The sequence below is a fragment of the Actinotalea ferrariae genome, assembly GCF_019733465.1.
In the GTDB taxonomy this organism is placed as follows: domain Bacteria; phylum Actinomycetota; class Actinomycetes; order Actinomycetales; family Cellulomonadaceae; genus Actinotalea; species Actinotalea ferrariae_A.
On the sequence record NZ_JACVQL010000290.1, the window covers coordinates 1 to 11,824 of the forward strand.

General features: G+C 68.8%; 13 protein-coding genes. 6 read left to right on the forward strand and 7 right to left on the reverse strand.

The window, feature by feature from the left end; genetic code table 11:
* Both ICW40_RS18065 and ICW40_RS18070 read right to left on the reverse strand, forming a co-directional pair.
* A partial coding sequence (locus ICW40_RS18065) for a hypothetical protein (RefSeq protein WP_221655390.1) occupies positions 1–715 on the reverse strand: 715 nt, incomplete at its 3' end.
* A gap of 231 nt (positions 716–946) precedes the next feature.
* Entirely contained in the window at positions 947–1,291 is a 345-nt protein-coding gene (locus ICW40_RS18070) for a hypothetical protein (RefSeq protein WP_221655391.1), read from the reverse strand.
* 121 nt (positions 1,292–1,412) lie between these two features.
* Here ICW40_RS18070 and ICW40_RS18075 point away from each other — a divergent pair, with 121 nt between their 5' ends.
* From ICW40_RS18075 to ICW40_RS18090, 4 genes are read left to right on the forward strand one after another with little or no spacing between them, the layout of a single operon-like run.
* Entirely contained in the window at positions 1,413–1,856 is a 444-nt protein-coding gene (locus tag ICW40_RS18075; RefSeq protein ID WP_221655392.1) for a plasmid mobilization protein, read from the forward strand.
* Positions 1,853–3,541, forward strand: coding sequence for a relaxase/mobilization nuclease domain-containing protein (locus ICW40_RS18080; RefSeq protein WP_221655393.1), 1,689 nt, complete (start codon positions 1,853–1,855; stop codon positions 3,539–3,541). The genes ICW40_RS18075 and ICW40_RS18080 overlap by 4 nt, the downstream gene beginning before the upstream one ends.
* Before the next feature lie 34 nt (positions 3,542–3,575).
* Complete coding sequence (locus ICW40_RS18085) at positions 3,576–4,454, forward strand: hypothetical protein (RefSeq protein WP_221655394.1); 879 nt, start codon at positions 3,576–3,578, stop codon at positions 4,452–4,454.
* Between the two features lie 20 nt (positions 4,455–4,474).
* Complete coding sequence (locus ICW40_RS18090) at positions 4,475–4,834, forward strand: hypothetical protein (protein ID WP_221655395.1); 360 nt, start codon at positions 4,475–4,477, stop codon at positions 4,832–4,834.
* A 157-nt stretch (positions 4,835–4,991) separates the two neighbouring features.
* On the opposite strand, the gene ICW40_RS18095 is transcribed toward ICW40_RS18090, so the two are convergent.
* The 5 genes from ICW40_RS18095 to ICW40_RS18115 all read right to left on the reverse strand — a co-directional run bounded on the left by ICW40_RS18095 (position 4,992) and on the right by ICW40_RS18115 (position 8,962).
* Positions 4,992–6,035 carry a hypothetical protein gene (locus ICW40_RS18095; protein WP_221655396.1) on the reverse strand — a complete coding sequence of 348 codons (1,044 nt, stop codon included), beginning with the start codon at positions 6,033–6,035 and terminating at the stop codon, positions 4,992–4,994.
* A 77-nt stretch (positions 6,036–6,112) separates the two neighbouring features.
* Positions 6,113–6,778 (reverse strand): ABC transporter ATP-binding protein, encoded by a 666-nt coding sequence (locus tag ICW40_RS18100; protein ID WP_221655397.1) that lies wholly within the window; start codon positions 6,776–6,778, stop codon positions 6,113–6,115.
* Positions 6,766–7,692 carry a peptidoglycan-binding domain-containing protein gene (locus ICW40_RS18105; RefSeq protein ID WP_221655398.1) on the reverse strand — a complete coding sequence of 309 codons (927 nt, stop codon included), beginning with the start codon at positions 7,690–7,692 and terminating at the stop codon, positions 6,766–6,768. The genes ICW40_RS18100 and ICW40_RS18105 overlap by 13 nt, the downstream gene beginning before the upstream one ends.
* Positions 7,693–7,850: 158 nt before the next feature.
* Positions 7,851–8,441, reverse strand: coding sequence for a hypothetical protein (locus ICW40_RS18110; protein WP_221655399.1), 591 nt, complete (start codon positions 8,439–8,441; stop codon positions 7,851–7,853).
* Positions 8,442–8,680: 239 nt separating this feature from the next.
* Entirely contained in the window at positions 8,681–8,962 is a 282-nt protein-coding gene (locus ICW40_RS18115; protein WP_221655400.1) for a hypothetical protein, read from the reverse strand.
* Positions 8,963–9,299: 337 nt separating this feature from the next.
* Here ICW40_RS18115 and ICW40_RS18120 point away from each other — a divergent pair, with 337 nt between their 5' ends.
* Together ICW40_RS18120 and ICW40_RS18125 are read left to right on the forward strand one after the other, a co-directional pair.
* The gene (locus tag ICW40_RS18120) at positions 9,300–10,484 is read left to right on the forward strand and encodes an ATP-binding protein (protein WP_221655401.1); all 1,185 of its coding nucleotides are present in this window, start codon (positions 9,300–9,302) and stop codon (positions 10,482–10,484) included.
* A gap of 63 nt (positions 10,485–10,547) precedes the next feature.
* Entirely contained in the window at positions 10,548–11,723 is a 1,176-nt protein-coding gene (locus ICW40_RS18125) for a hypothetical protein (RefSeq protein ID WP_221655402.1), read from the forward strand.
* The last annotated feature ends 101 nt before the right edge of the window (positions 11,724–11,824 follow it).

Sequence of the window (11,824 nt, forward strand, 5' to 3'; positions counted from 1 at the left end):
TTGAGAGCCTCCACGGAAGCCGGGGCGGTTCAGTCCACGACATCGCGCAGGCTCCGCGGGGCAACACGCAGCGATGCTCGGACGGTCCGCCAAGCGGTACGTGTCCTGCTTCGAGCTCGAGGCGTGCCTGCTCAGCTATCCACGCCTTGTCGTGCAGGAGGATCTGTAGGTGCAGGCCCGTTGTCTGTTCGATGCGTCCGAACGCGTAGAAGGTGAGCATCACCACCGCTGCGATCGCCCCGAGGACGACCAGGCCCTGGTTCCGGCTGTACCGCTCGCCCGCGACGAACAGGATCCCTGCAAACATCGCGCCTGTTGCGAGGGCTCCGACGAGGTACGCGATGGTCCATCCGACGCGAAGGGCAACGGCGAGTTCGTCGCCAGCGTCCTTGCCTAGGTGCTGGTCGACGTACTTGAGGCGGCCCTCTGCTCGCCCCGCCCAAGGGCGGTAGAAGGCGGTCCAGCTACCGACCGCCAGGGAGCCGAACAGTGCTGGCGCCATGATGAGGACCATGTGCGCGTCGACGGCTTCGGGTCGCCGGATGTCGAGCATTGTCAGCGTCGCCCAGCCGATGGTGAGTGCGAACCCGAGTAGAGCCAAGACGTCGTTGCGAGTCAGCGGTGGGTAGCGGGTGATTGAGACCAGCACGAATGCACGGCGCTTCACCTCAGCCCGCAGTTCCGCCCGCGACGTCCCGGGGAGTCGCTCGAGCATCGGTGTCCACGGCTAACTCCTGCCGCAGGCGCCGCGCGGCGGTGAACGCCGGCGTCAGGACCGCCACAAGTCCAGCCAGAAGCGCTGGAATCGCGTACGGAGCGATCAGCTTTGCCAGCTCCCAGGCGCTCAACGTCCCTCGCTCCTCCGTGCGAACCCAGTCGTACCGGGAACCTCGCCGCTCGTGGCCTCTGCCCGGACTCGGCGCCGTGTAGCCCTACCGCCGTGGTTTCACTCGTTGTGCTGCTCGCCGTCAGGCGAGCCCTCACGGGTGCCTGTAGAGGTGCCCGTCTCCGCGCTGCTAGCGCTTCGCCGTGCCGTCGCACGGCGACGGGCGCGTGCCTTCCTCTCTGGTTGCGCGATCCCGAGCCGCCGCAGCTCGTCGGCCGTCCACCCGTCCGCGATCGCGGCGCCGTAGAGCCGCATGTCCTCCCGCTCGGCCTGCTCGACCTGCTCGCGCAGATCGGCTAGGTGCTGGCGCGCCGTCACGAGCGCCGTCACTGAGGTGATGCGCGCGTCCAGCAGCGCGCGTGCCTGTCGCTGTGCGTCTTCGACGCTGAGCCCCCTGTTTGCCATGGTGGCAGCCTAGGAGCGACCACTTCGCGGAGCAAGCTATGCACTTAGCCGTGTTAAGTATCGTCTGCTGCTCGCTTCGCGGCACCTCCTGCGGCACACTGGGTGCCGGTCCCCACAGTGGATGGGGTCGCTGCGCTGGGCATTGAAGGGCGGTGAGCTGGTGGCTGATGGGGCGGATGTGGGGGCGGGTCACCGGTTCGGTCGTCGTCGGCGCGCGAATGCACCGGGCGGTCGGCAGCACCGTCACGAGGTGAAGGTGACGCCGGAGGAGGAGGCACAGCTGCTGCGGCTCGCTCTGGCGCAGGGCGTCACGGTGCCGCGCCTGCTGGTGGAGTCCGCGCTGGCTGCGGAGGTCGGTGAGACGGTGACCGAGCGACGCACTCTGGCCGTCGAGCTGTTCCGCTGCATCCGGCTGCTGGCGGCGATCTCCAACAACGTCAACCAGATCGCCCGCGCGACGAACGCGACGGGGGAGGCGCAGGCCGAGACTGCGGCGGCGTTGCTCGCCGTGCGGCGCACGGCCGAACGCGTGAAGGCCACGCTGGAAGCGATGGACCCGGCGTGATGCCGAACGTGGTCCGCGGGTCGCGGATGAGCGGGCTGATGATGTACCTGGCCGGGCCCGGCCGACACAACGAGCACACCGAGCCGCACCTGGTCGCCGGCGACTCGGCGCTGATGACCTGGTACGACGACAACGAGCTTGGCCGCGACGCCGCACTGGCGATCGCCCGGCATCTCGACGAGCCACGACGTGTGCTGGGCATCGAGGTCGACGGCGGGCATGTGTGGCACTGCTCGCTGTCGCTGCGCGCCGAGGAGGGGCTCAAGACCGATGAGGAGTGGGCCGCGATCGCGCGGGACTTCGTCACCGAGATGGGTTTCGACGACCCCGACGACGCGCGGGCACCGTGCCGGTGGGTCGCGGTCCGTCACGGCGTGTCGAGCAACGGCAACGACCACATCCACATCGCGGTGAACCTCGTCCGTGAGGACGGCACCAAGGCGGCGGTGTGGAACGACTTCTCGCGCGCGCAGAAGGCCGCCCGGGCGCTGGAGGTCCGTCACGGCCTGGAGCAGCTGGAGTCGGCCAGGACCCAGCGTGCGACGCGCGGGTACGACCCGGCGGAGCGTGAGGCGCAGGCGCGCGGAAGGGCGCGCGCGGCGCACGAGAGGGTACGACGGACCGACCGCGCTCTGCCGACGTGGGATGCGCTGCCAGCGGCCGAGCGCCACGCCCAGGTCGCGGCGCAGACGAGCGCGGACCAGCCCCGGCATGCGCTGGCACGGGTGGTGCGCGGATGCGCCACCGCGGCAGCAGATGAGGGCGAGTTCGTGCGCCGGATGCGCCGGGCGGGTGTGCTGGTCCGGCCCCGCTACGCCGAGGGCACCACAGACGTCATCACCGGCTACTCGGTGGCCGCCAGGCCGCAGTACGGGGAGCGCCCCATCTGGTACGGCGGGCGCCACCTGGGGCGTGATCTGTCGCTGCCCCGGCTGCGTGAGGAGTGGCCTGACGACCCAGCCGCAGCGACCGCTGCGGCGGCGGAGTGGAACGCCGCCAAGCGTCAACGCCGGCCGGTCGCGCCGGGACGCGAGACGAGCGAGTTCGACCCCGCCGCGTGGGGCCAGTACACCGAGCACTTGGCCGCCGTCCGCGAGCAGCTGCGTGCTGTCCCGGTGCAGGACCGGGAGGCGTGGGCACGCCTGGCGCGGCACAGCGCCGGCGCGCTCGCCGAGTGGTCCCGCGCGCTGGAGGACGTACCAGGTCCGATCGCCGCGGCCGCCGACACGCTGTCCCGGTCGGCGCAGACGAGGCGCCCCCCGCAGCCGGCGCCGGCGTCGTCGCTGCCGTCGATCGCCGGTGCGGCTTTGCTGCTGGCGTCGGCCAGCCGCAGCGGGCACGGCGCCGTGGCCGAGGCCGCAATGGTGCGGCAGCTGATGAAGCTCGTTCTCGCGGTCGCCAAGATGCACGAGGCGGCCCGGGAGCTGCGCCAGGCGCAGGCGGTACGCGACCAGACGCTCGTTCAGATGGAACGCCTGACCAGGGACCGAGAGCAGCGGTTCGGGTTCGGCGATCGTGTCGCGCAGGTGGAGGTGAACGACCCCGAGCTGGCCGCGAGCATGCGACGCCGGGAGGCCGCACGAGCGGGCCTTGGCCCGGCAGGTTCGCCGATCCCGACCCCGATCGAGCCCGCACCGCACCGTCCCGTCGCACCGGGGCCCAAACGACCAGGACCTCGGCGATAGTCGCTGCGGTCATCGAAGAATCAGGGGGAGTGGCATGTCTGAGTCGGACGGGATCGAGGAAGCCTTCGAGGGCACCGCGCGGGTGGCTCTGACGGCCGCCGGGCAGCTCGGTGAGCAGCTCGCCCGGCTGCGGGAGGAGCAGCTGGGACGCGCCCGCGCCCGCAGCCAGGAGCAGGGCCGCCAGTACGCGCTGCGCCTGCACGCCGAGCGCGACGCTGCACGCGCCCAGCTGGCACCAGTGGGCCACGTCCAGTGGTGGGCGACCGCGTCACCGCAGGACGTCGTCCAGGCCTACACCACCGCGCGGTCGTGGGAGCACGTCGACCCGCAGGCGGCGCAGGCCGCGGCGCGGATCCGTGCCGCGGCGCGCGAGCGGTACGGCGTCGACCTGGACGTCACTGCGGTGGACACCGCGGGGATGGACGAGGCCTTCGCGCGCGGGCAGGCGCTCGAGCGCCAGGCCATGGCAGAGCGTCAGCTCGAGCGTGCGGACCTGGCGCAGGCACAGGCGCTGATCGCCCAGGCCGACCGCGCTGAACGGGCAGCGGGGGAGTCGCGCACGGGCGACGGCGCCGGCGTCGACGACGTCCTGGCGGCGATCGGGCTGGACGTCGTCTCAGGAGGAGGGTCCGGCGACCGCGGAACGCTCGACGAGCGCGAACAGGGGGCCGCAAGAGCGCACGCCGGCGCTGCAGCCGCGTACGACTCCGCGGAGCGTCGTGCCGCGTTCGCGGCGGAGCTGGAGAGCCGGGGCATCGACCACGACCTCGTGGCCGTCCGGCTACGAGCCGACGTCAGCAACGCCAAGCCGGCCACCGAGGCGACGCGCACCACCACACGGGCCGCTCACGCGGATGCGGAGCAACCAGCGGCCGCGCGCCGGCGCCGAGCGCTGCGATCCCGCACCCGGTGAGCGGGGTAGATCTCAGCGCGATGCCCGACCTGTATGCCGTCGTGTTCACGACCGCGCCGATCATCCTCATCACCATCAGCGGCAGCGTGGTGTTCGGCCCGGTGCCGGATCGAGCCCGTCATGTGCGCCGCTCACGCAGATGGGAGGCGTGGTCCGACGGTGCGGGAATCGTGCTCATCTTCATCGGTGCTCTGGTCTCGCTGCTCGTCCTGGCCGGAGTTATCGAGGACACCGCCGGTCAGCGCATGGCCGCCGCCAGCGGTGCTGGCCTGGCGCTCCTGCTCGCCGCAGTCCATGTCAGCGTCGACGTCCGACTGCGCTACACCGAGAAGGACAGCCTTCAAAGAGGCACCGAAGAGCCGCCGGCGGCTGGCACCTAGGACAGGTCGGTGCCCGACGGTGCCACAGCCGATGTCCAGCTCGAGCGGGTGTGAAACCTAGGGATGTCTTCGATCTCTAGCGGTGTATAGCGTGTGGCGCGATAGCGGCCTAGAGCCCGGTAGATGACGGGGCCTGCAAGAGACGTCCGCAGTCCGCTCAGGTTCGATCCTTGAGGTTGTCTAGCAGAGTTCCGATCGGCCACAACCCAAGGGCGATGACGCCTGTTGTAGCTGCGAGCCACCCAGCCAGGGCGTGCACGGGAGCCTGAAGCACGACGGTTGCAGGGTCCGCGCCAGCCGCGACACTACCGGTGATCGCGAGAAATGTGCCTAGCGCGCAGCCTGGTAGCGAAAGGGTGCTCCACTCGCTGACTTGCATCACAAGTCGCGATCGCGGTCCAGCGCCGAATGTGGCGTAAACGGCCAGGCGCTGCCGACGCAGCCGCTGAAGCAGCGCCCAGAGGAGGAGCAGCACAGCGGCGGCTCCGGCCCATGCCCAACGCGAAACGCGCTGGTCGTAGGCGGCTGAGAAACCTAAGACTCCATAGCTACCGGTGGGTACGCGGGGCTCGGCGACGGCCGGTGACGTCGGGGAGGCTAATGCTCCGGGCAACAAATCGATGACAGCGGCCAGGTGGGCAGCATCGGTTGCTACGTAGCAGGCGGTCGCCTCAGTGAGAGCTCCTTCAGGCGCGAGGTAGGACCCGGAGATGTCCTCGCCGAGGATGGGGCTGTCGAGGAGCCGGATGCGGGCCGGAAACCTCGACGTGTCTGACCAGTCGTCGGCGATCGAGGACACGAGCCATGTCTGCTCCCCGTCCACCAATCCTGGGCGCTCCGCCGCGCGGGCTGGCGCGATGATCTCGGTGCTTTCTTGTGGAGGCGGCATGCCGAAAAAGTCGTAGATCCCCGGGGTGACTGCGAACAGCGTCGTTGCTGCACCTGGTGCCGAAGTCGGTGCGAGGGTGGAACCCGTGGCGGACACGGCGAAGCTCCCCGCGACGCCCGTGATGGTCGACAGGCGGTCGCACCGTGCGGCATCCAGCGTGACGCTCTCTTCGTCCAGCCGCGATGGTGTGACCACGAGGGTGTACCCACCCTTGGCGATCCATTGCGCCTCTGCCGTAACGATCCGCGAGGCGTCCATCGCCGCCACGGCTCCAGCCGCAGCAGTGATCCACGCACATACCAGCACCACCACGGCCGAGACCATGCCGCCGGCTCGAGCGTTGCGCCAGCCCTCGCTGCAGGCCAGTCGGTCCGGCCAGGGCCGAGTCATCACGCCTGCCGCGCGGCGACGGGGACGAGCCGTCCGGATCGGAGTTCGTAGGTGACGTCGCACCGAGCCGCGACCGCGGGGTCGTGTGTGACGAGCACGACTGTTCGGCGCGCGGTGTCTCCGGCTACTGCGGCGAACAGCGCGTCCAGCACCTGCTCGGTGGTTTGGGCATCGAGATTTCCCGTCGGCTCGTCGGCGAGCAGAACAGGCCGCCGGGAGGTTAAGGCGCGAGCAACGGCGACACGCTGAGCCTCTCCGCCGGAAAGCACACGGCAAGCGTCGCCCGCACGGTCGTCTAGACCGACGAGCTCGAGCGCTTTCCGTGCCCGCTCGTCGGCCTGGGCGCGCGGGGCCCCGTCGAGGAAGCCCCCGAGGTGGACGTTCTCAACCACCGTTCGCTCTGGCAGCAGCGACACCGTCTGCAGCACCCACGTGCATACTGTTGGCAGAGGGTGGCGGGTGCCCGCATCGCTCACACCGTGGAATTCACCATTCTGCGGCGTTAGGAGCCCGCCGAGCAGTGAGACAAATGTCGTCTTCCCCGCTCCGGATGGACCCATAATCGCTGCTGTGGTTCCCGACGGGACGTCAAAGCTCACGCCGGCGAGCACAGGCCTAGACGCACCGGGATAGCAGAACGTGACCTGGTCGGCTACGAGCCGCATGAAAGGTCCTCGCGTACTTGGCGAGGGTTGACCAGCACCTCGGTACCAATCAGGTTGACCGGCACATGAACGGTGCCCCAGATGCCTGTGACGTCGGTCAGGACTGTCGGTGCGCTGGTGGAGGAGGGCCACATGCACGTAACCCCATGTGGGTCGGTGACTACAGCTGTTGCTGGAACGAGACCAACCACCTCGGGTTCGGTCAGTTGAACTGTCGCAGTGCTTGAGACCTCATCGCCGAGCGCGCCAACGACAACGCTCACAGCGCCAGGGTCGTCCACGACGTTCCGACCTGCGGCGAGCAGCACCTCGACGTCGGCGACTCGGAGCGTTCGTTGCGCGTCGACGGGATCCGTGCTCACCACGAGTCGAGTCGTCGACACGGGGAGGTAAACCTCGCTGCCGTCCGAAACTGGGTCCCCGACACGCAGGTGAACCGCTTGCGGCACGGTACTTGCCGGGGCCACCCAGAGCACCGAGTCTCGGCGGAGTACATCCTCATCTTGAGGGCGGCCACGGTCACGGTTGAATGCTCTGATCGCGCGAGCGGTATCCGGGCCGAGGCGGCCGTCCGGCGCAACGTCGTACCCGAGTCGCTGGAGGAACGACTGCACGTCGCGGACGTCGTCGCCGCTAGTTCCACTGGTCAGGTCCCGGTACATGGGTGCCTCGGCGACGTACACCGTTACCGGTGATCCGTCGGCGACGAACGCTGGAGCACCGTCGGCGACGGATTGCCCGGCGACCAGATCGACCTGCGTAACGACGCCGTCCGTGGTGCTCGTCACGCTGCGCGCCTGCCCGTGTTCGACGGTCACCGTGACGGTTTGTCTGCCGTCCTGTTTCCCTGGCTCCACGTTGGTGATGACCGGGGCGGCTGGGGTGTCGCTGCGCAGCGGCGATGTGTCGGCCACCTTGACCACCAAGGCGCATGCCACCGCCAGTGGCACTCCAATACCCAGGGCGAGCACTACTGCCGGACCGTATTGGCGTTGCCCGGGCCGGAGGGATGGGTTGCGCTCAGGGCGCCCGAGGGCCTCGCTGGCGGGGCCACGGTTCCTGCGGGTGCTAATCAAAAGTTCGTGATCCCAGCTTCCTCCAGGCACCCGCCCGTGCTGGCGGGCGTCTGCACGGCCTGTTGGGCAAGCTCATACCCGTTAGCCTCTGGGTCGGTCTGAATGCCGGCGTCTTCCAGGCAGGCGCGCAGCTGGTCCTCTTTACTATTGATGTAGTCGATCTGCGCCTGTTGTGTGGACGGCTGCATCTGGAAGGCGATATTTACCCACGTGAACTCGGCATCTTCGCATGCTTTGATGGTCGCGTTTAGGTCGGCATCTGACATGCCAGGGAGGACCTCGACTTGGTAGTCGGGCCGTGCCGTGCCGGTGTCAGTGGTGGACTCAACGAGCTTTGCTTCTAAACCATTATCCTGAAAACACTGAACAACCGCCCGCGCCGCAGCGCGAGCTCCTTCCACGTCCAGCATTCCTTCTTCGACGGCCTGTCGAAGAATGCTCAGTTGATTCTCGCTGGCGCCACCATCCTGGGCCTCCGTGACGAGGTCTTCAAAGAAGCCAGGAGCTGCACCCGCTTCGCCACCCTCGCTGTCGTCAGCCGGGGATCCGCAGCCCGACAGGAGCCCGACAAGCGCCAATCCGGCCACGAGTACAGGCCTTGCGCGTCCCGCCGATGCCCTTGACGTTCCCGTGATCCTGGGGGGCACTATGACTTCCTCTCCGAGCTGGACGGTGTGATTGTGCACAGGCGAGCCCACGTGGCTACGTGGCGAAGCCGGCCCGCACGCGGGGCGATGGGCCGCAGCGCCTGGGGCCGAGCGGGCTCGAGATGCCCGGCCGCCGCCCGGCCCCAGGCGCTGCGGCGGTCTGAGATCGCTCAGCCGCCCTACCTCCAAATCCAGTTCGGCTCGTGCTTGACGACCCTGTCCTCCGAACGGGAGGCGTAGTACTGGCCCCAAGTGAGGGTCCCGACGACGGTGGTGCCGCTGACCTGGTACTGGATTCGAATGCCGACGTTGGTGAACTCGTTGGAGTCCCAGATCTCGGCCTTCGTGGATGACTGCACGTGGCTGACCGCTCCAGGCTCCACCTGCCAATAGCTCACCGTGCGGTTGGTGAACCAGCCGCGGGCCACCGCTGATGCGGGGGCTGCGACCGTAACGAGCATGACGCCAGCGACCACAGCCGCCAGCAAGGATTTCCTAGCCGTCTTGTGCAACGTTCCCCCAAGGAGCCGTGCTCGGAGTCCGAGCAGTCATGAATACGGGCCGCGTCAGCGGGTGAGCGATTCGCTGGCGTGGCCGAACGATACGCGGGTTATGACCGCCGTGTCAGCAGCGCGTGACTCCAACCTTTGGGCTTCATGCGGCATGACCGCCCAGGTGGCCACCGCACCCGAGCCGCTGCAGGACGTGAGCACGGCGATCAGTACAGGCCCTGCCGAGTGTCTTAGGCTGTCTAGCGGGCTATTGGTGCCGCAGCAATATTGGCCTAGAGTCGGGTAGATGGACCCGTCGCTGAACCCGTACAGCCCTGGCTCTGGACGCCGGCCGCCCGAGCTCGTGGGCAGGGCAGGGGAGTTGGAGGCCTTCGACACCCTGGTGGCGCGCACACGCAACGGCCTGTCCGATCGGGGGATTGTGCTGACCGGGCTGCGCGGTGTGGGCAAGACGGTGCTGCTGAACGAGATGCACGCTCACGCCGACCGGTTCGAGTGGTTGACGGTACGGCTGGAGGCCCGCCGGGATGAGGCCGGCGCCGCGGCGGTGCGCCGCGCCCTTGCGCGGGAAGTGGTCGCCGCGGCACGCAAGCTGACTCGGCGATCACTGAGCGCGCGGATGCGTCAGGCGCTGGAGACGATCAGCGCGTTCAACGCCAAGATCGGGGCCACGGGGATCTCGCTGGGGGTCGACCTGGCCAAGGGCAGGGCAGACTCCGGTGACCCGGAGGTCGACCTGCTCGAGCTCGCCGAGGACGTGTCCCTTGCCCTGGCCGAGGACGGTCGCGCGTTCGGTGTCTTCATCGACGAGATGCAGGACCTCGACGAGACCACCATGGGCGCGCTGATCGCGGCCCAGCACCTCGCCGGACAGCGCGGATGGCCGTTCTACGTCATCGGCGCTGGCCTGCCGAACCTGCCTCGAGTGCTGACCGAGACCCGCTCCTACGCCGAGCGACTGTTCACCTACCGCTCCATCGGGCAGCTGCCGCCCGGTGAGGCAGCCAGGGCGCTCGTCGAGCCGGCGGAGCGACTGGGCGCCCGCTTCGCACCCGACGGGCTGGCGCCCCTCCTGGACGCAGCAGGTGGCTACCCGTACTTCCTGCAGGAGTACGGCCAGGCAATTTGGAACCTCGCCCCGGCCAAGGTCTTCACCGCCGACGACGCTGCCGCCGCCGTGCAGTTCGGCCTCGAGCACCTCGACGCCGGGTTCTTCCGATCACGATGGGAACGCGCAACCCCAGCCGAGCGGCGGGTCCTGCTGGCCATGGCCCAGGACAACGACGCACCCTCACCGACCTCCGAGATCGCGCGCCGCGTCGGGCTGAAGATCACCAGCCTGGGCCCGTACCGGGCCAACCTCATGGCCAAGGGCCTGATCTACTCACCTGAGCACGGCCAGGTCGCCTACACCGTCCCCGGCATGGCCGCCTTCGTCGATCGACACCGCGACGAGCTGGACCGCAGCTGACGCATCCGCAGGTGTCAGCGCCACGGGCTACCGTCGCGCGCACCCAAGAGAGAGGCCGCCACCGTGACGATGTGGAAGACGCGCTTCGACGGGCACCCGCTCTGGGCGGTCCTCGACAAGGCCCGCACCGCCATCAACCAGGTCGATCTCCCTGAAGCCTCACAGGCTGACCGCGACGCACTCGCGTACGTGGGCTTGGTCGTCGAGCTCCTCGAGAAGCGGCGCACCGACACAGACGGGCGCGAGGTCTCGCCGAGCATGCTCAACACGACCCATAACGCCACTGACAGCCTCCGCCAAGCGCTCGAGTACCTCGTGGCCGGGCAGTACACGATCTCCAACGTCCTGCCGACGGCCGACGCGGTCGTGGACTCGCTAGGCGCATGGCCGCCCATGAAACTCGGCAACTACATGGCGGGGATCCATGCCGCGAGCGAGTCGTTCGAACGGAAGGCGGGCGAGGCGCTGGAGCGCGTCGCCGCCCGCGCCGCGGCCATCGCTTCTGACCTCGAGGTCCGCGGTTCCGAGCAGGATGAATTGCGGCAGGCGATCGAGACGGAACGTCAGCGCATCATCGAGGCCATCGCCTCGTTCAAGTCAGAGTCAGCCCAGGCCAGCGCTGACTTCTTCGAAGAGCAGACACAGCGAGTCGACGAAGCTCTGCAGAAGTGGCGAGAGGCGCGCGACGCCGACCAGCAAGCCGCACAGCAGATACTTGCCGAACTGCGCCAGCACGAGGATGCGGCGCGCAACGTCGTCCACGAGACCACCGGTCTCGTCGTCGCTACCGACTATGGCGCCTATGCGCGGCGCAAGACCCGTGCGGCATGGGCGTGCGACGTGGCAGCGGCCCTCGTGGGTGCCGCAGGAGTCGCCGCGATCATCTACCACCTGTTTGCCATCGACCCAACCGCCGACAGCAACATCGGGCTGTCTCTGACGCGCCTCGCAGCCTCGTTGGGAACGCTTGGTATCGCCGCGCTGGTGGCGAGACGCGGCGCACAGCACCACCGCGAGGCGCGCGCTGCCAAACGGACGGACCTTGGCATACGGGCCGTGGGGCCCTTCACCGCGAACCTGGACCCCGAGGATCGTAAGACGATCGTGCGACAGTTCACCGAGCGTGTGTTCATTCGCGGCGACCTCGACAGCGTCGCCGACGAGCTGGGCCCCACAAAGAAGCTGGCCGACGTCGCGAGGCGGTCGCGCACTGGGGCGCGGGCCGCGGACGATTCGTAGGTCGCCGCGCGGGTGCCTGTACAAGCTCGCCGTCGCGCATGGTGCAAGATTCCGCGTATGGCACAGCACCAGCGCGTGATCATCACCGACGACCTCGACGG